Genomic DNA, 22,386 nt, shown 5'->3' with positions numbered 1-22,386 from the left:
GGGCCCTCCCGCTCGAATGCCTCAGAGTCCCAAGTAAGAAGGCAGCTTGCCATCGAGCGGCTTGACCGCCGCGAAGCGCGCGGCCAGCTTGGACTGCAGCGCCACTGGCAGCGGCGCGAAGCCGGTGCCGCGGGTCAGGTCGTCGCCGTGCATGAAGCACCAGTAGAGGAAGCTCATCACCGGCGTCGCATCCGCGCCGCGCGCGGGCGTCGCGTCGATCAGCACGAAGCTGGTCATCGTGATCGGCCAGCTGTCGGCGCCGTCGCGGTTCATCAGCGAGGCCAGGTCGTCGCCCTTGCGCGAGAGCTCGCTGTTGGCGATCGCCGACCTGAAGCCGGTTTCGCCCGCGCTCACCCACTGGCCCGCGGCATTGCGCAGCCTCACCGCCTGGAGCTTGTCGCGCTGCACCCGGTCGTAGCTGACGTATGCGATGGTGCCGGTGGCCGCCTTGAGGGCCTTGACCATGCCGTCATTGCCTTCCGCGGCCTCGACCTCGCCCGGCCATTTCGGCTGCGCCTGGATGCCGAGGTCCTGCGCGAACGCCGGCGAGACGGCGGCCAGGTAGCGGGTGAAGCCCTCCGTCGTGCCGGACTTGTCGGCCCGCACGATGCGCCGCACCGGCAGCGCCGGGAGGGCCAGGCCCGGATTCAGCGCGGCGATGCGGCCATCGTTCCACTTCGCGACGCGGCCCAGCATCAGCTCGGCGAGCAACTCGCCGCTGAGTTGCAGGCGGCCTTCCGGCACGCCCGGCAGGTTCACCACCGGCACGATGCCGCCGACCAGCATCGGGATCTGGACCAGCCGGCGCTTGCCGAGCTCGTCCGCGGCCAGCGGCGAGTCGCTGCCGCCGAAGCCCACACCGCGCGCGGTGATCTGCTTGAGACCGTCACCGGAGCCGGTGGGCTTGTAGCGCACGACCTGCCCCCTGGCCTGCTCGTAGGCGGCGGCCCAGCGGGCATAGACCAGCGACGGGAAGGAGGCGCCGGCGCCGGTGATCGCGGTGGGCTGGGCGAGCACATCGCGCAGGGCACCGACGCCCAGGGCAGCGGGCAGGCAGGCGGTCAGCCGGAGCAGCGCGCGGCGGCGAGGGACGGCGACAGGGAAGGAGGAGGGGACGGAGGACACGGCGTCAGGCACGGCAACGGGCTCGGGTGGGTGGATCGACGGGCGGCGCGCATTCTAGTGAGCGCGTTCCTCGCACGCGGCGAGCCGGGCGCGGCGAAGCGCAATTGGGCACGGTTCCCGGGCGAACGCCCGGACTTGAGGGCAAATCCCGATGCGGACCGTCATTGCGCGCATGAGCGATTGCCATCTTTGCATGGCAGTTAAAGCTGAATTCATCGCGCCGCGCGACCCGGAGGATTAAGCTTTGCGCCCCCCGGGCCCTGTTACCGGGCGATTACGGCACCGGTTCGTCGCCGCGATCGCCACGCCGGGAAAGGCGCCGGGCCCCTTCATCGCGACGGAGATTTGCATGACCGACAAGAACGACGGCCTCGGCCTGAGCCCTGCCGAAGCCGCACTGCGCGAGGCGGCGCTGGACTATCACCGCACCCCGACGCGCGGCAAGATCGCCGTCACCCCCACCAAGCCGCTGGCCAACCAGCGCGACCTGTCGCTGGCCTACTCCCCGGGTGTCGCCTATCCCTGCCTCGACATCGAGAAGGACCCGACGCTGGCCGCCGAGTACACCTCGCGCGGCAACCTGGTCGGCGTCGTCACCAACGGCACCGCGGTGCTGGGCCTGGGCGACATCGGCCCCCTGGCCGCCAAGCCGGTGATGGAAGGCAAGGGCTGCCTGTTCAAGAAATTCGCCGGCATCGATGTCTTCGACATCGAACTCGCCGAGCGCGACCCCGACAAGCTGGTCGAGATCATCGCGGCGATGGAGCCGACGCTCGGCGGCGTCAACCTCGAGGACATCAAGGCGCCCGAATGCTTCTACATCGAGAAGCAGCTGAGCGCGCGGATGAACATCCCCGTCTTCCACGACGACCAGCACGGCACCGCCATCATCTCCAGCGCCGCGCTGCTCAACGGCCTGGAGCTCGTCGGCAAGGACATCGGCGCGGTGAAGGTCGCCGTGTCGGGCGCCGGCGCCGCCGCCATCGCCTGCCTGGACGTGATGGTCGGCCTGGGCGTCAAGCGCGAGAACGTCTTCGTCGTCGACTCCAAGGGCGTGGTCCAGAGCGAGCGCGCCGATGCCGCCAAGCTGGACGAGTCCAAGCGCCGCTACTGCCAGATCACGCCGGCCCGCACGCTGGCCGACGTCGTCAAGGACGCGGACGTGTTCCTGGGCTGCTCCGCCGCCGGCGTGCTGACCGGCGAGATGGTCAAGACGATGGCGCGCCAGCCCATCATCCTGGCGCTGGCCAACCCCGAGCCCGAGATCCGTCCCGAACTCGCCAAGGAAGCGCGCCCCGACTGCATCGTGGCGACCGGCCGCTCGGACTATCCGAACCAGGTCAACAACGTCCTGTGCTTCCCCTACATCTTCCGCGGCGCGCTGGACTGCGGCGCGACCAAGATCACCGAGGCGATGAAGCTGGCCTGCGTGCGCGAGATCGCCGCGCTGGCCAAGGCCGAGACGCCGCCGGAAGTCGCCGCCGCCTATCCCGGCCAGGACCTGGCCTTCGGTCCCGACTACCTGATCCCCAAGCCCTTCGACAACCGGCTGATCCTGCGCATCGCGCCCGCGGTCGCGAAGGCGGCGGAGGACTCCGGCGTCGCGACGCGTCCGATCACGGACATGGCCGCGTACCGCGAGCAGCTCTCGCGCTTCGTGTACCAGACCGGCATGTTCATGCGCCCGGTCTTCGCCGAGGCCAAGGCCCATCCCGCCCGCGTGATCTACGCCGAGGGCGAGGACGAGCGCGTGCTGCGCGCGGTGCAGGTGGCGCTCGATGAAGGCCTGGCCAAGCCGACGCTGATCGGCCGCCCCGAGGTGATCGCGATGCGCCTGAAGCGCGCCGGCCTGCGGCTGAAGCTGGGCGAGGATGTGGCCGTCATCGATCCCGAGAACGACCACCGCTTCCGCCAGTACTGGGAGGCCTACCACCAGGCGATGGGCCGCAACGGTTTCACGCCGGAGATGGCCAAGTCGGCGGTGCGCCGCTCCAACACGACGATCGGCGCGCTGGCGATCCAGCTCGGCGACGCCGACGCGATGATCTGCGGCATGGTCGGCCGCTTCGACTCGCACCTGGAGCACATCCAGAACCTGATCGGCCTGAAGCCGGAGGTGTCCAACTTCGCGACGATGAACGCGCTGATGCTGGAGCAGCGCACGCTGTTCATCGCCGACACCTTCGTCAACGAGGACCCCAGCGCCGAGCAGCTCGCCGACATCGCCTGGCAGGCTGCCGAGGAACTGCAGCGCTTCGGCCTGCCGCCGAAGGTCGCCTTCCTCTCGCACTCGATGTTCGGCAGCAGCAAGCGGGCCTCGGCGGTCAAGATGCGCAAGGCGCGCGACCTCTTCGCGGCGGCGCATCCCGAGGTCGAATGCGACGGCGAGATGCACGGCGACGCGGCGCTGTCGGAAGACGTGCGCAACAACTTCCTGCCGGACTCCACCCTGTCCGGTTCCGCCAACCTGCTGGTGCTGCCCACGCTGGACGCCGCGAACATCCTGTTCAACGTGCTGAAGGTCGTCGGCGGGCAGGGCGTGACCGTGGGGCCGATCCTGCTCGGCGCCCAGCGGCCGGTGCACATCCTCACGCCGTCGGCCACGGTGCGTCGCATCGTCAACATGACCGCGCTCGCCAGCGCGGACGTGAAGGCGTCGCAGGGCTGATCGGCCCACCGGGAGTCGCGGCGTTGGAAACTTCGCTGTAACTCCCGGAAACTGCGCCGGGGGCCCGCGAGCCCCTCATAATCGGCGGCTGTAACTAAATTTCAGACAGAGACAAGTCATGTCCCGTGCCACCAAGATCGTCGCCACCCTCGGTCCCGCTTCTTCGTCGCCGGAGGTGCTGGAGCAGATGATCCAGGCCGGCGTCGACGTGGTGCGGTTGAACTTCTCGCACGGCAAGGCGCAGGACCACATCGACCGGGCCCGCATGGTCCGCGAGGCCGCAGCCCGTGCCGGCAAACAGGTGGCCATCATGGCCGACCTGCAGGGCCCCAAGATCCGCGTCGGCAAGTTCGAGAACGGCAAGATCGAGCTGGTGAACGGCACGCCCTTCGTGCTGGACGCCGACCGCACCGAGCCCGGCAACGAGATGGTCGTGGGCCTGGACTACAAGGAACTGCCCCGCGACGTGAAGCCCGGCGACACGCTGCTGCTCAACGACGGCCTGCTGGTGCTGACGGTCGAGGCGGTGCGCGGCTCGCAGGTGCACACGATCGTCAAGCAGGGCGGCGAGCTGTCCAACAACAAGGGCATCAACAAGCAGGGCGGCGGCCTGACCGCGCCGGCACTGACCGGCAAGGACATGGAGGACATCAAGACCGCGATGTCCTTCCAGTGCGAGTACCTGGCGGTGAGCTTCCCCAAGAACGCCACCGACATGGAGATGGCCCGCCAGCTGGCCAACGTCGCCGGCGAGCCCTATCGGCACAAGCCGGGGATGATCGCCAAGATCGAGCGCTACGAGGCGATCCCGCACCTGGAGACGATCCTGAAGGCCTCGGACGGCATCATGGTCGCGCGCGGCGACCTGGCCGTGGAAGTGGGCAACGCGGCGGTGCCCGCGCTGCAGAAGCGCATGATCAAGATGGCGCTGGAGCTCGACAAGGTCTGCATCACTGCGACGCAGATGATGGAGTCGATGATCGTCAACCCGGTGCCCACCCGCGCGGAGGTGTCCGACGTGGCCAATGCGGTGCTGGACGGCACCGACGCGGTGATGCTCTCGGCCGAGACCGCCGCCGGCCGCTTCCCGGTCGAGACCATCCAGCAGATGGCCGTGATCGCGCGGGAGGCGGAGAACGCCGAGTTCGTGACGCTGGACACCGACTTCGCCAACCGCCAGTTCGGCCGCATCGACCAGTCGATCGCGATGGGCGCGCTGTTCACCGCCCACCACCTGGGCTGCAAGGCGATCGTCGCGCTGACCGAGTCGGGATCCACCGCGCTGTGGATGAGCCGTCACCGCATCCACGTGCCGATCTTCGCCCTGACCTCGCAGGTGCTGACGCAGCGCAAGATGGCGCTGTACCGCAATGTGACGCCGCTGCTGATGCCCAACTTCAGCGATCGCGACCAGGCGTTGAAGGCTGCCGAGGACCTGCTGATCGAGCGCGGCGTGCTGATGCCGGGCGACACCTATGCCATCACCTGCGGCGAGCCGATGGGCTACCCGGGCGGCACCAACATGCTGAAGGTCTGCCGGGTCGCCTGAACCCCGGCCCGGTCGCATGATGCCGCTGCGTCGCCGAGACCTGCTGATCGGCGGCGTGGGCCCGGCGGCAGGCTTCGGTGGCGCGCTCGCCAAGCCGGACGCCTCCGCCGTGGGGGCGCCGGCACCGGTCCGCCTGGCCATCAACGAACGGACCCACAAGCCCTTCGTCCTGCCGCTGCTGCGGCTGATCGCCGAGGCGGCCAACCTGCAGTGGGAATTGCAGCTGCTGCCCTGGCCGCGCGCGCTGCTGGGCGCGGAACTCGGCCATCACCTGACCTTCGGGCTGTCGCGCAGTCCGGCGCGGGACAAGGTCTTCGCCTACAGCCAGGCGGCTTTCGTCAGCCGGGGCTGGCTGGTCGTGCCCAAGGCAAGGCCCATCGCCTTCGAGCGGCTCGAGGACCTGCGCGGTCTCACGCTGTGCGTGTCGCGCGGCGCGACCTATGGTGCCGCCTTCGAGGAAGCCCGCCGGCGGCTGTTCCGTGTCGAGCACGGCGGCAATGACCTCGGCGGCCGCGCGCGCATGCTGGTGGCGGGACGCTGCGACGCGATGCTGGCCACCCACCGCGGCAGCGCGGCCGCCTTGGAGCGGCGCCTGCGCACGCTGCGCGACGGTGCCCAGTTGCAGGTGCTGCCCCGGCCGCTGGTGGAGGAAGGCATCCTGTTCGCCGCCGCCAAGGACAGCGAGCCCGCCGCATTGCTGCCGCGGCTGGACGAGGCGATCCAGCGCAGCCGCGGCGCGATCCAGGCGCTGGTCGACAGCGATCTCTGACCGGCACCGGCAGGCGGCGGTTCGGCCCTCAGGCGTTGCGTGCCGCCTGCACCAGCGCGGCGATGCGCGGCGTCATGTTCAGGGGCACCAGCTCCACATCCTGGTGCGCACGCGCGAAGACCCGGAACAGCTCGTCGGCGAAGGCATGGCCGACATCGGTGACGCCGGCGAAGTCCACTTCCGCCCGCTTGAACTGCGGCAACCGTGCCGCGACGCGCCGGGCCTGTGCCCGCGAGTCCAGCATCTGCCCCGCGCCGACGACCAGGTTCAGCATCACCCGCGTCTGGTCGAAGGCGATGCCGCTGCCGTCCACGCTCCACTGCTCCAGCACCTGTTCCAGCGTGCGGGTGCTTTCCAGGGCCATCGCCATGTAGATCGAGCTGCCCTGGCGCGGCAGGCCCTTGCCGTCCTTCCAGGCATTGCCTTCCCAGGCCCGGCGCTGGAAGGCCCTGCCGTTGGCGTGGATGTCGAAGACGTCGGCCAGTTGCGAACTGAAGAACAGCCCGCGGCCGGTGTGCGCCTGCGGCTGCGTGGTCAACCGGCCCTTGCTCAGCTCCAGCATCGCGTGGCGGGCGTCGGTCAGCTCGTAGGTGTCGCAGATCTTGTCGAAGACGCCGCAGCCGTCGTCGGAGACCAGCAGCTGCGCGTGGGTCGGCGTCTGACGCAGCGACACGGTGACGCTGGTGCCGCCGCTGTGGTCGATGGCGTTGTTCACCAGCTCGGTGAAGCCGTGCTGGACCATGCGCGCGACATGCCGCGGCAGCAGGAAGTGGGGGGCGAAGTCGCGTTGCCAGACCACGTCCTCCATCAACCCGTGCAAGGTGTAGCTGCGCGCCACCTGCCGCAGCGCGCCCGGGCCGAAGACCGGCCGGCGCGTGGTGCCCGAGCGAGTCAGCCACTGGGCGTCGACCAGGCGTCGCAGCGCCGCGAGCGTCGCGCGGTGGCTGGCGCCGGTGCGCTCTTCGACATAGGCGGGCAGGTCCAGCGAATGCTCGTTGGCGGCGGCGGTGATCCACAGCGTCAGCTGATCGATCGCGAGACGGGTCATGAAGGTCCTGGCGGGCGCGACGCGGCGCGCGAAGGGAAGTCGTGGGCGATCCGCGCCGGCCGCGGCCGGACAAGGCACGAGGCTTGCTCCCACCGGAGTCGGGCCGCCCGGGCGAGAGCCTACCGGCCGCTTCCGCCGCCGCGCAACCGCAATCACCCCTGTCCGAGGGGGCGGGGCCGGCCCGGGCTCCGCTGGCGATGGGCGCTGGTATGGCACCAGTTCGGGGGGAGCCCCAGGTTGGTTACAGAGCCGGTCATGGGGGCTGGCTAGAATCCCGCCCCAGTTACGGCGCGGTTACGGCATGGTGTTGGCGCCGGTCCGCGGCCCAGGATTTTTCACTTCCTCGGAGAACTCTCATGGCACTCGTCTCGATGCGCCAGTTGCTGGACCACGCGGCCGAACAGGGCTACGGCATTCCAGCGTTCAACGTCAACAACCTGGAGCAGGTGCAGGCCGTGATGGCCGCCGCCGACGAGGTCGGTGCCCCGGTCATTCTCCAGGCCAGCGCCGGCGCCCGGAAGTACGCCGGGGAGCCCTTCATCAAGCACCTGATCCAGGCCGCTGTCGAGGCCTATCCGCACATCCCGCTGGTGATGCACCAGGACCACGGCACCAGCCCCAAGGTCTGCGAGGGCGCGATCAACCTGGGCTTCGGCTCGGTGATGATGGACGGCTCGCTGATGGATGACGGCAAGACGCCCGCGAGCTTCGACTACAACGTGGACGTGACCCGCCGCGTCGTCGAAATGGCGCACAAGGTCGGCGTCACCGTCGAGGGCGAACTGGGCTGCCTGGGCAACCTGGAGACCGGCGACGCGGGCGAGGAGGACGGCATCGGCGCCGCCGGCAAGCTGGACCACAGCCAGATGCTGACCGACCCCGAGGAAGCCGCGGTCTTCGTCAAGGCCACGCAGCTGGATGCGCTGGCCATCGCCATCGGCACCAGCCATGGCGCCTACAAGTTCTCGCGCAAGCCCACCGGCGACATCCTGGCGATCTCCCGCGTCAAGGAAATCCACAAGCGCATCCCCAACACCCACCTGGTGATGCACGGCTCGTCCAGCGTGCCGCAGGAGCTGCTGGCGATCATCAACCAGTACGGCGGCAAGATGAAGGAGACCTTCGGCGTGCCGGTCGAGGAGATCCAGGAAGCCATCAAGCACGGCGTGCGCAAGATCAACATCGACACCGACATCCGTCTGGCGATGACCGGCGCGGTGCGCAAGTTCCTCGCCGAGAACCCGGACAAGTTCGATGCCCGCGAATGGCTGAAGCCGGCCCGCGAGGCCGCCAAGCTGGTCTGCAAGGCGCGCTACCTCGAGTTCGGCTGCGAAGGCCAGGCGTCGAAGATCAAGCCGCGTCCGCTGACCGAAGTGGCCGCCGCCTACGCGCGGGGCGAACTGGCGCAAGTCGTCCAGTGATCGACAGGGACCGGCCTCGCGCCGGTCCTTTCCCATCGGGGACGCCATGGCGCATGTCTTCACCTACGGCACGCTGATGTGGCCCGACATCATGGCCCGCGTCTGCGGTCCGGCCTGCGCGCCGCTGGCGCCGCCCCTGGCCGCGACGCTGGCGGGCCACGCGCGCCATCCGGTGCGCGGGCAGGACTATCCGGCGATGATCCCGGCGGCCGGGCATCAGGTCGTCGGTCGCCTCTACCTCGACCTGCCCGAGGCCGCGTGGGCGCGGTTGGACCTGTTCGAGGGCGACGAGTACGAGCGCCACGAGGTGCTGGTCACGCTGGCCGACGGCAGCTGGCAGCGCGCCTGGACCTACCTCTTCAAGCCGGGCCATGCGGCGCGGCTCGAAGCCGGCGACTGGGACGAGGCCGCCTTCGAGCGCGAGGGCAAGGCCCGCTTCGTGTCGCGCTACGTCGGTTTCGACGCGATCTGACGCGGTCGCAGGCGCGCCGGCGCGGCGTGAAGCGGATCGCGGGGGCGCTCGCGGCCGAGGGATTTCCCCTGCCGCCCCTAGAATCCCGGCTTTGCCGTTCCGTCCGACCGCACGCCCATGACCGCCGCCCTGCACACCTCGTCGATCACCTCCCTTCCCCTCATCGCGCGCGGCAAGGTGCGCGAGAACTACGCGGTCGGCGAGGACCGCATCCTGATGATCGCCTCGGACCGCATCTCGGCCTTCGACGTCATCATGAGCGAGCCGATTCCGGGCAAGGGCGCGCTGCTGACGAAGATGGCGCTGTTCTGGTTCGACAAGCTCGACGGCATCGTCCCCAACCACCTGACCGGCGACGATCCGCTGTCCGTGGTGAGCGACGCGGAGAAGGACCAGGTGCGCGACCGCGCGATGCTGGTCAAGCGCCTGAAGCCGCTGCCGATCGAGGCGGTGGTGCGCGGCTACCTGGCCGGCAGCGGCTGGTCGGAATACAAGGCCGGCGGCAAGGTCTGCGGCGTCGCGCTGCCGGCGGGCCTGCAGAACGCCAGCAAGCTGCCGCAGCCGATCTTCACGCCGGCCACCAAGGCCGAGATGGGCGACCACGACGAGAACATCGATTTCGAGCGCTGCGCGCAGATCATCGGCCGCGAACTGGCCGAGCAGGTCCGTGACATCGCCATCCGCCTCTACCAGCGCGCCGCCGACTATGCGCTGACCAAGGGCATCATCATCGCGGACACCAAGTTCGAGTTCGGCCTCGATGCCGACGGCACGCTGACGCTGATGGACGAGGTGCTGACGCCCGACTCCTCGCGCTACTGGCCGGCCGAGAGCTACGCGGTCGGCAGCAATCCGCCGAGCTACGACAAGCAGTTCCTGCGCGACTGGCTGGAGCAGGCCACGGTCGACGGCCAGCCCTGGGGCAAGGTCGCGCCGGCGCCGACGCTGCCGGCGGAGGTGATCGCCAACACGGCGGCGAAGTACCAGGAAGCGCTGGACCGCCTGACGCGCTGAGGCTCCCATGCAAGACGCCTCGCCCGACGCGACTCCTTCCCCGGCGATCAAGTCGCGGCTGCTCAAGCACCTCGAGAAGGAGATCGCCGCCGCCGCATCGCCGATGGCGTCGGCCGCCGCGCGAGCCAAGCGCGCGATGCTGCTGGCGCGGCATGGCGCGGTGGGCGAGGCCCGCGAAGCGCTGACCGCGCTGCATCAGCTGTCCTTCCAGCATCCGCATCCGGAGATCGGCGCGTGGCTGCACATGGCCGAAGGCCTGATGAGCTACTACAACGGCTTCGTCGCGCAACAGGCCTGGGACCGCATCCAGCGCGCCCAGGCGATCGCCGGCAGCGCGCCGTCGCTGGGCGAGGTGCGCGTGCTGGCCGCGGCCTGGCTGGCGCAACTGGCCTTCATCCGTCACGACCCGGCTGCGCTGGTCGAGCATGCGCGGCGCTGTCTCGACGAAGCCCGGCCCGACCATCACGTCGCGCTGGCCCGCGTGGCCATGGCGATGGGTGTGGGCTGGCATTACGCCGGCGATGTCGAGTCCGCGCAGCGCTGGTACATCCGGGCGCGCCACCATGCGGCCGTGGAGGGCGACGATGCCTCGCTGTCGGCGCTGATGTTCAACATGGCCGGCATGCGCGCCTCGCAACTGCGGCGCGAGAGCCTGTCGGCCCACGCGGCCCGCGGGTCGGACCTGCTGCTGACCGTCGATTCGATGCACCACTTCGACGAGGCGGTCGGCGCGCAGATGATGGCTGAGCTGACGCCGGTGCTGCGCGCGCAGGTGCTGACGATGCAGGGCGGCTTCGACGAGGCCCGCCGGCTCTACGAGGAGCACCTGCCGCAGGCGATGTCGCTCGGGCTGGAGCGGTTGGGCAGCAGCCTGCTGTCGGACCTGGCCTGGTGCCGGGCCAACCTCGGCCAGCATCAGCATGCGCTGCACCAGGCGCGCGAGGCCGAGATCGAGCTCGATCCCGAGTGCGAGCTCGACGACCGCGCGATCACCCACAGCCGGCTCGCGCAGACCTTCCGCCTGCTCGGCGAGACCGCCGATGCGGACCGCCACCAGGCGCTGGCCGACGAGGCCTGGCAGCAGTTCGCCGACCAGCAGCGCCAGTGGCGCGACCTGCTGACGGCGAGCGGGCTCACGCCTTGAGGGCAAGGCGCTTCGCGACGAAGCGCCAGATCATCGCCGTCGCGTCCGGTCCGGCCGGGTCGCTGAAGGCCTCCTTCGCGGCGCCGCCGCTCCACGCATGCGCGAGGCCGTCGATCTCCACCAGCGTGGCCGCGACCGCGCGGCCGCGCTTGAAGTCGACGACCGTCATCGGCCAGCGACGGCCGCGTTGCACGAGGCGCGCGGGTGCCGGCTTGGCGCCCGCGGCCTCCGCCCATTGCCGCGCGGCCTCGTAGGCATTCGACGAGCCGACCACCCGGTCCCGCGTACCGTGGATCACCAGCAGGGGCGGCCAGGCGCTCGCCGCATTCGACGTTGACATCGAGGCCGGTGCCGGTGCCGCCGTCGCAGGCCCCACCGAGCCGCGCATCGCGCGCAGCGCATTCGTCGCCGAGGTCGCGAGGCCGGGCGGGACGCCGGAGTGCATCGCGACGGCCTTGAAGCGCGAGGGGTAGAGCGTCGCCAGCAGCGCCGCCATGCCCGCGCCCGCGGAGAGTCCGACCAGGGCGACGCGCTCGCGGTCCGCGCCGTGCAGCAGGCAGACCTGATCGATGGCGGCGAGGATCAGCGCGGCTTCGCCTTGCGCGCGCCCGGACTCGGTATCGAACCAGTTCCAGCAGCGCTGCGGATTGGCGAGGCGGCTCTGCGCCGGATACAGCACCAGGAAGCGTTCGCGCGCGGCGAGCCGGTTCATCCGCGTGCTGCGCGCGAAGTCGGCCGGATCCTGCCCACAGCCGTGCAGCATCACCAGCAGCGGCAGGCGCTCGCCCACGGGAACCCCGGACGGTCGGAAGAGCCGGAATCGGCGCATGCCCGCGCGCCCCGAGGCGAGACCGGCGATCCAGTCGCCGAGTCCGGGGGACGGATGGGCAGGCGTCTTGCGCATCCCGTGCACCAGATCGGGCACCAGGTCGGAGGAGGCGCTGCGCTTGGCCTGGCGCGCCGCATCGCGGGCGGTGCGCAAGACCTGGCCCGTCACGGTGCTCAGGCCCTTGCGCCAGGCTCGACGCAAGGCCGCGGTGGCGGACGGACGTTTCGGCATCACGCCAGCCTAACGGGATTTGATGGCGGGCGTACGACCCCGTGGCCATCGTGTGTTTGGCGCGTGACGGGGGCAGGCGACGGACCTCCCTCCGCACACCGATTGCCGCGTTTCGCGGCATGATCGCCCCCATGTCCCCGACGCGCTGGTCGCTGACCGACCTGAACCTGTCGCGCCTGCAGCCGCATCGCGTGCGCGAGCACGACGCGCTGTTCCTGCTGGTCTGCAGTGCCTCCTTCATCGAGAGCGGCAGCGACACCTACACCCGCAACCTGATCGAGCGTTTCGACGATGACCCGGAGGTCGCCACCTGGTTGCGCGACCACTGGGAGCCCGAGGAACTGCAGCATGGCGCCGCGCTGCGTGCCTATGTCGAGGCGGTGTGGCCGGGCTTCGATTGGGCCTCCGCCTACGCGGACTTCTTCGACGAGTACTCGCGGCTGTGCACGATGGACCAGCTGGAGCCGACGCGCGGCCAGGAGATGGTGGCGCGCTGCATCGTCGAGATGGGCACGACGACCTACTACCAGGCGATGCACGAGGCGTGCGACGAGCCGGTGCTGCGCGACCTGTTCTGGCGCATCCGCTGCGACGAGGTGCGCCACTACAAGCACTTCCTGTCCTACTTCATGAAGTACCGCGGCATCGAGGGGCTGCACCGCGGCCGCGTGCTGACCGCGCTGGTGCGACGCGCACTCGAGCTGCGCAAGGAGGACGCGTCGATCGCCTTGCGGCATGCGGTGAACGGGCGGCTGCGCAGCGGCGCGCCCGATGGCGGCCCGGCGCCGATCGCGCAGGCTGAGGCCCTGGCGCGCGAGGCGATCGGACTCGTCGGTGCGCACCTGCCGATGGACCTCGCGGTGCGCATGACGCTGAAGCCGCTGATGCTGCGGCCGGCGCTGCAGCGCGCGGTCGAGCGGCCGCTCGCCGTGATCGGGCGGCGGGTGCTGCTGACCTGACCGTGCGCCGCGCGGTTCAGATCAGCCGCTCACCCGCCGCGCGGGCGCGCTTGTACAAGGCGGCGTAAGGCGCGTCCTCGGTGAAGACGTGGATCGTCGCGGGCCAGCCCTGGCCGACGAGCGCGTTGAGCGCCTCCTGCCGCTTGCCGGCACGCGACCAGCGCGTGAAGCGCACGACCAGCATCAGCGCCACCGCGTCCGGATCGACCGGGATGCGGCGCCGCGCGATCCAGGCCTCGACGATCTTCGGCTTCACCGCGGCCACCCGCTCGCGGACCTCCGCCAGCGCCTCTGCGGACAGCCCGCTGGACATCGCCTCGGCCTTCGGATCGAGCCGGCCGACCTGTTCTTCGCGGGTGTTCTCCCAGTCGGCGCGCTGGCGCCAGCGCTGCGCATAGTCCTCGGCGCGCGGGTCCTTGCGCCGGACGAGGAAGTCATAGGCACGCTCGCATGCGGGCCGGGTCGCCTCGCTGTCGAGCGTCATCACGCGGTCCAGCAGCGCGAGCCCCGCCTCGTCGTCGCGGTCCAGGCGCAACAGTGCCTCCAGGTAGAGCGCACCGGCGCGGTCGGGATTGGCCGCGTTGAAGGCCGCGACCGCCGGCACATGGTCATCGTCGGGCCGGAGCTGCGCGTCCAGGCGCAGCAGTTCGAATGCTTCGTCGACGCTGCGTTCGGGCAGCGCTTGCAAGGCCTGGAAGCGGGCGCGCAGGTCCGCCCAGTGCTGATGCTGCTCGCGCCAGCCGGTCGCCACGTCGTCGCGCCATTGCTGCTGGATGTCGCGGCGCAACAGCGGCAGCGCGTCGCCCAGCCAGGCGGCGGCGGCCGAGCGCGCGTCGAGCGCTGGCGGCGGCTCGTTCAGCGCGGCCTCCGCGACGCCCAGCGCCAGCAGGCGCTGGCGCAGCGAGGGATGCGTGTCGGCCACGCCCGGATCCCTGGCGAGCGCCTCACCCAGGTCCTTGCTGGCGAGCTCCGCCGCCTGCGGCGCGAGCGCCGTGCGGGCCCAGCGTTCGGACAGGTCGTCCGGCGGCGTGCCTTCCGAACGGGCCGATGCGAAGGTGGTGGAGAGGAAGCGCTCGTAGCTGCCGCCGCTCACGTTCACCCGCTTGAGGGCCGAGGCCGCCGCCGGCGTGCCGACCAGCTCGGCCGAGGCGGCGTCGGCCTGGTATTCGTTGGTGCGGGCCAGGACGAAGGTGTAGGCGTTGAAGTAGGGCGCGTACCAGTCCACCGGTTTGCGCAGCAGCCGGCCGGTCCAGCCGGTCCACTGCCCGGCGATCGCCTGGATCGTGCCCCACGACAGCCGCAGTCGATAGATGAAGGCGCCGAAACGACCATGGGCACCCGCCAGATGGCCGTATTCATGGGCCACGACGGCCATCGCCTCGTCGGGCGTGGCGGACTCCAGCAGCGGCAGGCCCAGCAGCAGGTAGTTGCGCGGAAAGCCGATCAGGCCGAACAAGGGCCGCTGCACGACGGCCGCGTTCATCTCGTTGATCAGCAGGACGTGATGGAAGCGCGGGCCGCGCATGCGACGGCGCATGTCGTCGAGCGCGGCGAAAAGGGCCGGGGCCTGTTCGCGGGTGACCGGCAGGCCCCGGGGCGCGGGCAAGCGCACGAAGAGCGCGGAGACCGAGGCCTTCACCAGAAACCAGAGCGGGAAGGCCAGCAGCACCAGCAGCTTGCCGAGCTTGAGCAGCAGGATGAGCGCGGTGCCCCCGCTGGAGACCAGCAGCCAGGCCAAGCCCGCCAGCAGCAGCAGCCCCAGGCCGGCGAAGGAGAGCAGCACCGCCAGCAGTGCGAAGCCCGCCAGCGCGAGCAGCGCCACCTTCACCTTGTAAGCCTCGGGGGCCTGTTCGCTCTCCCGCTCCAGGCGGGCCACCATCTGCTCGAAGTCGGCAGCATTCATGTCTTGTCCATCCCTCTCGAATCCGGGCCGGATTCTGACGCGGCGCGTGGCGGGAAGCGGCGCGCGAAAGGGGAGGACATTCCCCGGGGGCGGACGGATCGGGGCGATCAGCGCCCGTCGTCCGACCCCGCGGCGAGGCTCAGATCTCCGAGTCCCACGGCCGCGACAGTCGCATCGCGCCGTTGATGATGCCGACCATCGAGTAGGTCTGCGGGAAGTTGCCCCACAGCTCGCCGGTGACCGGATGGGTGTCCTCGGACAGCAGGCCGAGGTGATTGCGCGAGGCGAGCAGGGCCTCAAAGAGCTCGCGCGCCTGGCCATAGCGGCCGATGCGGGCGAGGGCGTCGATGCGCCAGAACGCGCAGATGTTGAAGGAGGTCTCGGGCTTGCCGAAGTCGTCGGGCGCCTCGTAGCGGCGCATGTAGGGACCGTCGCACAGCGTCGCCTCGAGCGCGTCGACGGTCTTCACGAAGCGCGGGTCGCGCGGGTCGATGAAGCCCACTTCCGTCATCAGCAGCACGCTGGCGTCCAGGTCCTTGCCGCCGAAGCTTTCGACGAAGGCCTGGCGCTGCTCGCTCCAGGCGTGGTCCAGGATCTTGCGCTTGATCAGGTCGGCGCGCTCCTGCCAGAGCGCCACGCGCTGCGGCAGGCCGAGCACGCGCGCGATCTTGGCCAGGCGGTCGCAGGCGGCCCAGTTCATCAGCACCGACGAGGTGTGGACGCGGGCGCGGGTGCGCAGCTCCCACATGCTGGCATCGGGCTTGTCGTGGATCGCGAAGGCCTGCTCGCCGGCACGCTCGAGCAGCGCGAACTCATCGATGCCGGCGCGCTGGTGCAGGCGGTGGTCGAAGAAGGCCTGGGCAGAGCCGAGCACGATGTTGCCGTAGACGTCGTGCTGGAAGTGCTCGAAGGCCTGGTTGCCCGCGCGCACCGGCCCCATGCCGCGATAGCCGCGCAGGTGCGGGACCAGGTACTCGGTGAGTCGTGCCTCCAGGCCGATGCCGTAGAGCGGCTGCACATGGCCGTCCTTGGACTGGCCGATGATGTTGCGCATCCAGCGCAGGTAGTCCTCCATCGTGCCGGTCTCGGACAGGCTGTTGAGCGCGCGCACGACGAAGAAGGCATCGCGCAGCCAGCAGTAGCGGTAGTCCCAGTTGCGCTGGGTGTGGGGCGCCTCCGGCACGCTGGTCGTCATCGCGGCGACGATGGCGCCGGTCTCCTCGTAGAGGCACATCTTCAGCGTGATCGCCGCGCGGATCACCGCCTCCTGCCACTCGAGCGGGATCGCCAGGCGGCGCGTCCAGTCGCGCCAGTAGCTGATGGTCTTCTCCTCGAGCAGCCGGGCGGTGTCCTCGACGGCGCGGTCCAGCGTCTCGTCGGGGCCGAAGATGAAGCTCATCGGCATGTCCAGCGCGAAGGGGGTCTCATCCTGGACATAGGTGAGCGGCGCGTTGGTGGTGAGGCGGATCGTGCCTTCCGGGCCGACGAAGCGCAGGTGGTTGCTGCCGCGCGTGCGCGCCGGATGGGCCGAGCCCCACTGGATGACCGGGCGGAGGACGACGCGGATCCGCGGATGGCCCTGCAGCGGGCGCATCCGGCGCACCAGCATCATCGGCCGATAGGGCCGGTCGTTGAGGAAGAAGCGCGGCATGAAATCGGTGATCTCGATCGCATTGCCGTGCGTGTCGTGGAGCCGGGTGCGGAGCACCGCGGTGCCGTGGTCATAGGCCTGCTCGCTGTGGGAGAAGTCCTCGAGCACGACCTGGAAGGTGCCGTCCAGGCCGATGCCGTCGGGCGAGTCGATCAGCGCATGGAACACCGGATCACCGTCGAAGCGCGGCGCGCAGCACCACACGACGCGGGCGCGGTCGTCGATCAGCGCGCTCACGGCGCAATTGCCGACGAGACCGAGTTTGAGCGAGGCGGCGTCCATCGAGTCCTCCTTCTTCGTCGTTCTGGCGATGTTGCTCAGGATGGGCCCCGGGCTCAAGGCAAAGGCCGTTCCTGCGGTGGGGTGGACGGAGACGGCCCGTTACGATGTCGCCCCTCTCGTTGCCGCTGGCTAGTCCGCGATCCAGCGCAGCGCCGGCTCGGCGATTGCCACCTCGAGGCGCGATCCGGGCGTCAGTTCCGGATCGTCGTGTCGGCGCCAGAGGGTGAGCACCAGGCCATCGGGCCCGATCAGCTCGCAGGTCACCCGCTGTTGTCCGGGATAACTCGCGCGCAGCGTGGCTTGCAGGCGCAGCGCGTCGCCGGAAGCACCCTCCGCCAGCATCAGGGCCTCCACCGGTGCGATCCATTGGCCGCCGTCGCGGCGCCAGGCGCCGTCGAGCGTGCGCGCGTCCAGGCGATTGAACAGGCCCAGGAAGTCGGCCACGCGCCGGTTGGCTGGCGCGCGTCGCAGCTCGCGCGGGGATGCGCATTGCGCGATGACGCCATCGAACATGACCGCGATGCGGTCGGCGATCTCGAACGCTTCCTCGCGGTCATGGGTCACGATCACGCAGCTCTGGCCGAGCGTCCGCTGCAGCTGGCGGAACTGCCGCCGCAGCGGCAGGCGGAAATGCTCGTCCAGCGCCGAGAAGGGCTCGTCCATCAGCAGCAGCATCGGCTGCGTCGCCAGCGCACGCGCGAGGGCCACGCGTTGCCGCTGGCCGCCGGACAGGGCCGATGGCAGCCGGTCGGCGAGCGCCTGGAGCTCGACCAGCGCCAGCAACTGCTCGGCGCGCTCGTCGGCCACCGCGGGCTCCTCGCCCCGCGCGAGCGGACCGAAGCGGATGTTCTCCCGCACCGTCAGGTTGGGAAACAGCGCGTAATGCTGGAAGACCATGCCGATGTCGCGCAGCTGCGGCGGCAGTGCGTGCACCTGCTGTCCGCACATCGTGATCGTGCCTGCATCGAGTCGCTGCAGCCCGGCGATCGCGCGCAGCAGCGTCGTCTTGCCGCAGCCCGACGCGCCCAGCAGCGCGACCACCTCGCCGCGCGCCAGCGACAGGTCGATGCCGCGCAGCACCGGCCGGCCGCCCAGGACCAGCCGCGCATCACGAATGGAAAGTTGGGAAGTCAGGTCCATCGGCGAGAAAGTCTGGATACGGCCACCACGACCGCGCCGACGCCGGCGAAGGTCATCACCATCAGCGCCGCCGCCTGATGGCCGTTGGCATTGCGCAGGCTGTTCATCAGGGGCTGCAGCAGTTCCAGCTGACCGCCGAGCAGCAGGTTGGCGATCGCGAACTCCATCGCGGCCGTCACCCAGGCGAGCAGGAAGGCCGCGAGCAGCGCCGGCGCCAGCATCGGCAGCAGCACACGGCGCAGCGTGTGGCCGTCGCTGGCGCCGAGCGTGCGACCGGCTTCGATCAACGCCGCGGCCTGGAGCTGCGCGAGTGCCGATTGCAGGGTCTTGTGCACCAGCGGGAACAGCGTCGGCGCCACGACCGCGATGTAGACGAGCGGCAGCGGCAACCAGCCGCCCCATTGCCCGACGAACAGCTCCAGCGCGCTGATCGCGATCACCACCGGCGCGATCGCGAAAGGCAGCAGCGCGATCAGGTCCAGCGTGCGGCGCAGCGGGGCGCCGTTCCGAGGCTCGAGCTGCGAGGCGATCGCCGACGGGATCGTCGCCAGCGCACCGCAGACGAGCGCCAGCAGGGCGCTCGCCAGGGCCAGCGCCATCGTGTTCAGCGTCGCGGCCTGCACGCGCGGATCGCGCGCCGCTTCGGCGATCCAGCGCAGCGTCGGATCCTCGGGCCACCAGTGGCGATCCCAGCGTTCGGTCAGGCCGTAGAGCAGCAGCGTGAGCACGGGCACCAGCACCACGATGCCGAGCGCCATCAGCGCGAGCGCCGAGATCGGCGGCGGGGTCGAGCGCCGGTTCATGCGGCGCTCTCGCTTGAGGGCGCGCGCAGTCGGGCCGCGATCCAGCGCGTGAGCCCGATCACGGCGGTCAGCATCGCGAAGAGCAGCAGCGCGAGCAGCGCGGACAACTCCGGCTGCGCGAAGATGTCGCCGCTGACCAGCGCGGCGATGCGCACCGCCAGGACATGCGCCGCCGTGCCGCTGAGCGCGAACGGCGTGGCGAAGGCCGCGGCCGCGTTCGCGAACAGCAGGCCGAAGACCTCGACGAGGCTGGGCAGCAGCAGCGGCAGGCCGATCCGCCGCCAGTACAGCGCCGGGCTGGCCCCCAAGGTGGCCGCCGCGTCGGCCAGTGTCGCGTCGAGCATCCGCACCGGCGCGACGAGCAGCAGCGTCGCGAGCGGGGCCTGGAAGCAGACGTAGGCGAGCAGCAGCCCGCCCAGCCCCTGCAGATCGATCCAGGGCGACAGTCCGAGCGCCTGCAGCGAGGCGGTCACCACCCCCTGCGCGCCGAAGAGCAGCAGCAGGGCCACCGACAGCGGCACGCCGGAGAAGTTGGCGCCGAGGCTGGCCAGCAGCGTCACCGGGCGTTCCAGCCGCGGCAGGCGCAGCAGCGCGATCGCCGCCCCGGTGCCGATGGCCAGACCGATCAGCGCCGATGCGGTGCTCAGCCATCCGGTGTTCCAGGCGGCCTCGAGGTAATAATAGCCGTCGGCGGTCAGCTCGCCCAGGGCGCAGCCATCCCCGCGGCCCATGCAAGCGCCGAGCACGGACACCGCGCGCCAGCCGAAGGGCAGCAGCAGCGCCACGCCGGTCAACAGCAGCAGCGGCAGGGCCGAGCGCCAGGCCGTGCGCGCGTTCAGTGCCATGCGTCCACGCTCATGCGCGGCCATGCGGGCGGCACGGCGACTCGGCGCCGCGTGAGCGCCTGCATCAGTCCGAAGACACCGGCGGCCGCATCGGCGGGCGCAACGCCGCCCGACGCGCCGAGGCCGGCGACCGTCATCGGGCGCCTCCGAGCACCTCCCGCTGCCAGGCACGCGGCAGTTTCTTGACTTCCTCGGTCCAGATCGCCGGCTTGAGCGCGCGGGCCTTCGCGTACTGCGCTTCCGGCACCAGGCGGTCCTTCAGTTCCGGCGGCAGCGGCAGCTTGGCGATGCGGATCGGCCGCGCATGGCCGCGGGCCAGGTTCATCTGGCCGGCGTCGCTGAAGATGTACTCGCGCGCCAGCATCGCCGCGTTCGGATGCGGCGCCCAGCGATTGATCAGGGTCGTGTAGCCGCTGGTGATCGAGCCGTCCGACGGGATCAGCACCTCGTAGTCCGTCGCGTTGGGCAGCTTCGCGCGGTAGGACAGCGCATTGAAATCCCACAGCAGGAAGACGTCGGCCTCGGCACGCTCCATCAGCGCGGGCGTGGCATTGGTGCCGATCAGGCGCCGGTCCCTGGCCACTTGCGCGAAGGCGTCCAGCGCGGGCTGCAGGCGGGTCTCGTCGCCGCCCAGCGCCACCGCAGCGGCCAGCACCGCCGCGTTGGACTGCGCCGCCCGACCGACCTCGCCGATCATCACGCGGGCCTTGGACGCGAACAGCGCCCGCCAGCTGCGAGGTACCTCCTTCAGGCGCTTGCGATTCACCGCGAAGGCGATGGTGCCGGTGTAGGCCAGCGCCCAGTGCCCCTCGGGATCCTTGGCCCACTCGGGCACGTCGGCCCAGGTCGTCGGCCGGTAGGGCTGCGTGATGCCGCGCGCCTTGGCGATCGCGCCGAACTCGAAGCCCACGTCGCCGATGTCGGCGCTGGCATTGGACTTCTCGGCCTCGATCTTGGCGATCTCCTCGGCGCTGCTCATGTCGGTGTCGACATGCGCCAGGCCGTAGAGCCGCTGCAGGTCCGCCCAGGTGGCGCGCCAGTTGGCCCAGTCGTCGGGCATGCCGAGGCTGTGCACCCGGCCTTCCTTGCGCGCGGCGGTCATCAGCGCGTCCAGCGCCACCGATGCCGGCTGGCCGCCCTGCGCGGCCGCCTGGGAGGCGGCAAGCCCGCCGAAGGCCGGCAGGGTGAGCGGCACGGCCTGGAGCAGCGTGCGTCGGGTCAGCGTCATCAGGTCTTCTCCTCGGCGGCGGGGCGCGCGATCGTGGCGCCCGCGGCCCTGGCGCGGTCCGGCCAGCGCAGGTCGGACAGGCGCAGTTCCTTCGTGATCTTCGCGCGGCCGTTCACGTCGCACAGCGCGAAGCGCAGGCGCAGATCATGCGCTCCTTCGCCGTCGAGGGGGGCGGCGACGGCCACCGTGCCGTCGGGCGCGACCGGCTCGATGTCCAGCAGGCCGAAGTTCAGTTCCGCCATCACCGCCGAGCGGCGGTTGCGGTTGGGCGTCGGGATGTCCCAGACCTCGGTCAGTCCGCTGGAGGTCGCATCCCAGAGCGGGTAACCGCCTTCGACGTCCACCGAGGACAGCTCCGCATAGTGCATGTCGCCGCTGAGGAACACCACGCCCTCGGCGCGCGTCGTGCGCAGCAGGTCGACCAGCCGGGCGCGCTCGCGCGGGAAGTTGGCCCAGCCCTCCCAACCGCTGCCGTCAGCGGCGAACTGCACGCTGGAGCCGATCAGGCGCACATCCGCCGGTACACGCAGCTGCGCTTCCAGCCACTGCCATTGCGCCTCGCCCAGCAGCGTGGCCTCGGGCCGCGAATCAGGCAGGTACCAGCCGGTCATCGGCTGTCCGCTGAGCCTGGCCCGCAGCACCATCGCCGCATAGCTCGACTTCAGCGACGGGTCCGCCGTCAGCATCGTGCGGTTGAAGCGCAGATCCGGCAGGATCACCTGGATGCGCCGCCCGAAGGCCTCGATCACCTCGGCGTGATAGATGCCGTCGGCGCGTCGGCGCGGCGAGTCCGCCGGCTCGCCCCAGGCGTCGCAGAACAGCTGCTGGGACAGGCGCTTGAGCGGGTAGTCGGCGCCTTCGTCGTCGTCACCGAAGTCGTGGTCGTCCCAGATCGCGACATGGCGCGTCGAGCGCCGGAAGGCCTGCAAGGGCGCGACCGCCATGAACTCGGCATAGCGCTGGCGCAGCGTGGCTTCGTCGCGGGCATCGGCATAGAGGTTGTCGCCCAGGAAGACGAACAGGTCCGGCCTGGCCGCGCCGACCGCGTGCCAGATCGGCTGCGGCTTGGACTGCTTCGCGCAGGAGCCGAAGGCGACGCGCAAGCGCGGCGGCGCCGCGCCGCCGGCCGGCGCGTCCGGAGGGCCGGACGCCGGCTGGCGCGCGATGTCGGTCGCGCAGCCGTCGAGCTTCAGGCCCTTGCGATGCGCGATGAAGATCGGCAGCTTGGTGCCGTCCTTGCTGGTGACGAAGACGCGCTTGCTCTCGAACTGGCTGGCGTCGAAAGCGGTCTGGGTGCGCTTGAAC

Annotated in this window: 19 protein-coding genes; 8 read left to right on the top strand and 11 right to left on the bottom strand. The window is 70.5% G+C overall.

Annotation, left to right across the window (positions count from 1 at the left end; genetic code table 11):
• Positions 1-21 precede the first annotated feature (21 nt).
• Complete coding sequence (gene pstS / locus CS062_RS04310) at positions 22-1,125, bottom strand: phosphate ABC transporter substrate-binding protein PstS (RefSeq protein WP_158238664.1); 1,104 nt, start codon at positions 1,123-1,125, stop codon at positions 22-24.
• Between the two features lie 349 nt (positions 1,126-1,474).
• On the opposite strand from pstS, the gene CS062_RS04305 reads away from it, so the two are divergent.
• The 3 genes from CS062_RS04305 (at position 1,475) to CS062_RS04295 (ending at position 6,111) form a co-directional block, all read left to right on the top strand.
• The gene (locus CS062_RS04305; protein ID WP_099860259.1) at positions 1,475-3,793 is read left to right on the top strand and encodes an NADP-dependent malic enzyme; all 2,319 of its coding nucleotides are present in this window, start codon (positions 1,475-1,477) and stop codon (positions 3,791-3,793) included.
• A gap of 118 nt (positions 3,794-3,911) precedes the next feature.
• Positions 3,912-5,342, top strand: a complete 1,431-nt coding sequence (gene pyk, locus CS062_RS04300) for a pyruvate kinase (protein ID WP_099860258.1) — start codon at positions 3,912-3,914, stop codon at positions 5,340-5,342.
• Positions 5,343-5,358: 16 nt separating this feature from the next.
• Positions 5,359-6,111 (top strand): substrate-binding periplasmic protein, encoded by a 753-nt coding sequence (locus CS062_RS04295; protein WP_099860257.1) that lies wholly within the window; start codon positions 5,359-5,361, stop codon positions 6,109-6,111.
• A gap of 28 nt (positions 6,112-6,139) precedes the next feature.
• On the opposite strand, the gene CS062_RS04290 is transcribed toward CS062_RS04295, so the two are convergent.
• Positions 6,140-7,159, bottom strand: a complete 1,020-nt coding sequence (locus CS062_RS04290; protein WP_099860256.1) for an STAS-like domain-containing protein — start codon at positions 7,157-7,159, stop codon at positions 6,140-6,142.
• A gap of 356 nt (positions 7,160-7,515) precedes the next feature.
• Here CS062_RS04290 and fba point away from each other — a divergent pair, with 356 nt between their 5' ends.
• The 4 genes from fba (at position 7,516) to CS062_RS04270 (ending at position 11,210) form a co-directional block, all read left to right on the top strand.
• Positions 7,516-8,580 carry a class II fructose-bisphosphate aldolase gene (gene fba, locus CS062_RS04285; protein ID WP_091727920.1) on the top strand — a complete coding sequence of 355 codons (1,065 nt, stop codon included), beginning with the start codon at positions 7,516-7,518 and terminating at the stop codon, positions 8,578-8,580.
• 46 nt (positions 8,581-8,626) lie between these two features.
• Positions 8,627-9,052 carry a gamma-glutamylcyclotransferase family protein gene (locus tag CS062_RS04280; protein WP_099860255.1) on the top strand — a complete coding sequence of 142 codons (426 nt, stop codon included), beginning with the start codon at positions 8,627-8,629 and terminating at the stop codon, positions 9,050-9,052.
• Positions 9,053-9,169: 117 nt separating this feature from the next.
• Positions 9,170-10,066 carry a phosphoribosylaminoimidazolesuccinocarboxamide synthase gene (locus CS062_RS04275; protein ID WP_099860254.1) on the top strand — a complete coding sequence of 299 codons (897 nt, stop codon included), beginning with the start codon at positions 9,170-9,172 and terminating at the stop codon, positions 10,064-10,066.
• A gap of 7 nt (positions 10,067-10,073) precedes the next feature.
• Entirely contained in the window at positions 10,074-11,210 is a 1,137-nt protein-coding gene (locus CS062_RS04270) for a hypothetical protein (protein ID WP_099860253.1), read from the top strand.
• Here CS062_RS04270 and CS062_RS04265 read toward each other — a convergent pair.
• Positions 11,200-12,270, bottom strand: a complete 1,071-nt coding sequence (locus CS062_RS04265; RefSeq protein ID WP_099860252.1) for an extracellular catalytic domain type 1 short-chain-length polyhydroxyalkanoate depolymerase — start codon at positions 12,268-12,270, stop codon at positions 11,200-11,202. The genes CS062_RS04270 and CS062_RS04265 overlap by 11 nt on opposite strands.
• A 131-nt stretch (positions 12,271-12,401) precedes the next feature.
• Between CS062_RS04265 and CS062_RS04260 the strand changes: the two genes are divergently transcribed.
• A complete protein-coding gene (locus CS062_RS04260) occupies positions 12,402-13,229 on the top strand; it encodes a ferritin-like domain-containing protein (protein WP_099860251.1) in 828 nt (275 codons plus the stop codon).
• Positions 13,230-13,245: 16 nt separating this feature from the next.
• Here CS062_RS04260 and CS062_RS04255 read toward each other — a convergent pair whose 3' ends face one another.
• The 8 genes from CS062_RS04255 to CS062_RS04230 form a co-directional block, all read right to left on the bottom strand.
• A complete protein-coding gene (locus CS062_RS04255; RefSeq protein ID WP_099860250.1) occupies positions 13,246-15,132 on the bottom strand; it encodes a M48 family metallopeptidase in 1,887 nt (628 codons plus the stop codon).
• Between the two features lie 139 nt (positions 15,133-15,271).
• Complete coding sequence (locus CS062_RS04250; RefSeq protein WP_099860249.1) at positions 15,272-17,065, bottom strand: glycoside hydrolase family 15 protein; 1,794 nt, start codon at positions 17,063-17,065, stop codon at positions 15,272-15,274.
• Between the two features lie 129 nt (positions 17,066-17,194).
• Positions 17,195-18,205 carry an ABC transporter ATP-binding protein gene (locus tag CS062_RS04245; RefSeq protein WP_099860248.1) on the bottom strand — a complete coding sequence of 337 codons (1,011 nt, stop codon included), beginning with the start codon at positions 18,203-18,205 and terminating at the stop codon, positions 17,195-17,197.
• A complete protein-coding gene (locus CS062_RS26110) occupies positions 18,196-19,008 on the bottom strand; it encodes an ABC transporter permease subunit (protein ID WP_158238663.1) in 813 nt (270 codons plus the stop codon). The genes CS062_RS04245 and CS062_RS26110 overlap by 10 nt, the downstream gene beginning before the upstream one ends.
• Positions 19,005-19,853, bottom strand: a complete 849-nt coding sequence (locus tag CS062_RS26105; RefSeq protein WP_158238662.1) for an ABC transporter permease — start codon at positions 19,851-19,853, stop codon at positions 19,005-19,007. The genes CS062_RS26110 and CS062_RS26105 overlap by 4 nt, the downstream gene beginning before the upstream one ends.
• Entirely contained in the window at positions 19,844-19,990 is a 147-nt protein-coding gene (locus CS062_RS26100) for a hypothetical protein (RefSeq protein ID WP_158238661.1), read from the bottom strand. The genes CS062_RS26105 and CS062_RS26100 overlap by 10 nt, the downstream gene beginning before the upstream one ends.
• Positions 19,987-21,081 carry an ABC transporter substrate-binding protein gene (locus CS062_RS04235; protein WP_099860247.1) on the bottom strand — a complete coding sequence of 365 codons (1,095 nt, stop codon included), beginning with the start codon at positions 21,079-21,081 and terminating at the stop codon, positions 19,987-19,989. Before CS062_RS04235 ends, CS062_RS26100 begins: the two co-directional genes overlap by 4 nt.
• Positions 21,081-22,386 (bottom strand): alkaline phosphatase D family protein (locus tag CS062_RS04230; RefSeq protein ID WP_099860246.1); only part of this gene is annotated, 1,306 nt, incomplete at its 5' end. The genes CS062_RS04230 and CS062_RS04235, both read right to left, overlap by 1 nt.

Origin of the sequence: Roseateles chitinivorans (assembly GCF_002761755.1) — a bacterium.
GTDB lineage: Bacteria > Pseudomonadota > Gammaproteobacteria > Burkholderiales > Burkholderiaceae_C > Roseateles > Roseateles chitinivorans.
This window is presented reverse-complemented; position numbering and strand designations above follow the sequence as displayed.

Bases quoted from the DNA above. Each gene is read 5' to 3' on its own strand.
- CS062_RS04305 (WP_099860259.1), top strand. From the start codon at position 1,475: ATGACCGACAAGAACGACGGCCTCGGCCTGAGCCCTGCCGAAGCCGCA.
- pyk (WP_099860258.1), top strand. From the start codon at position 3,912: ATGTCCCGTGCCACCAAGATCGTCGCCACCCTCGGTCCCGCTTCTTCG.
- CS062_RS04295 (WP_099860257.1), top strand. From the start codon at position 5,359: ATGATGCCGCTGCGTCGCCGAGACCTGCTGATCGGCGGCGTGGGCCCG.
- CS062_RS04290 (WP_099860256.1), bottom strand. From the start codon at position 7,159: ATGACCCGTCTCGCGATCGATCAGCTGACGCTGTGGATCACCGCCGCC.
- fba (WP_091727920.1), top strand. From the start codon at position 7,516: ATGGCACTCGTCTCGATGCGCCAGTTGCTGGACCACGCGGCCGAACAG.
- CS062_RS04280 (WP_099860255.1), top strand. From the start codon at position 8,627: ATGGCGCATGTCTTCACCTACGGCACGCTGATGTGGCCCGACATCATG.
- CS062_RS04275 (WP_099860254.1), top strand. From the start codon at position 9,170: ATGACCGCCGCCCTGCACACCTCGTCGATCACCTCCCTTCCCCTCATC.
- CS062_RS04270 (WP_099860253.1), top strand. From the start codon at position 10,074: ATGCAAGACGCCTCGCCCGACGCGACTCCTTCCCCGGCGATCAAGTCG.
- CS062_RS04265 (WP_099860252.1), bottom strand. From the start codon at position 12,270: ATGCCGAAACGTCCGTCCGCCACCGCGGCCTTGCGTCGAGCCTGGCGC.
- CS062_RS04260 (WP_099860251.1), top strand. From the start codon at position 12,402: ATGTCCCCGACGCGCTGGTCGCTGACCGACCTGAACCTGTCGCGCCTG.
- CS062_RS04255 (WP_099860250.1), bottom strand. From the start codon at position 15,132: ATGAATGCTGCCGACTTCGAGCAGATGGTGGCCCGCCTGGAGCGGGAG.
- CS062_RS04250 (WP_099860249.1), bottom strand. From the start codon at position 17,065: ATGGACGCCGCCTCGCTCAAACTCGGTCTCGTCGGCAATTGCGCCGTG.
- CS062_RS04245 (WP_099860248.1), bottom strand. From the start codon at position 18,205: ATGGACCTGACTTCCCAACTTTCCATTCGTGATGCGCGGCTGGTCCTG.
- CS062_RS26110 (WP_158238663.1), bottom strand. From the start codon at position 19,008: ATGAACCGGCGCTCGACCCCGCCGCCGATCTCGGCGCTCGCGCTGATG.
- CS062_RS26105 (WP_158238662.1), bottom strand. From the start codon at position 19,853: ATGGCACTGAACGCGCGCACGGCCTGGCGCTCGGCCCTGCCGCTGCTG.
- CS062_RS26100 (WP_158238661.1), bottom strand. From the start codon at position 19,990: ATGACGGTCGCCGGCCTCGGCGCGTCGGGCGGCGTTGCGCCCGCCGAT.
- CS062_RS04235 (WP_099860247.1), bottom strand. From the start codon at position 21,081: ATGACGCTGACCCGACGCACGCTGCTCCAGGCCGTGCCGCTCACCCTG.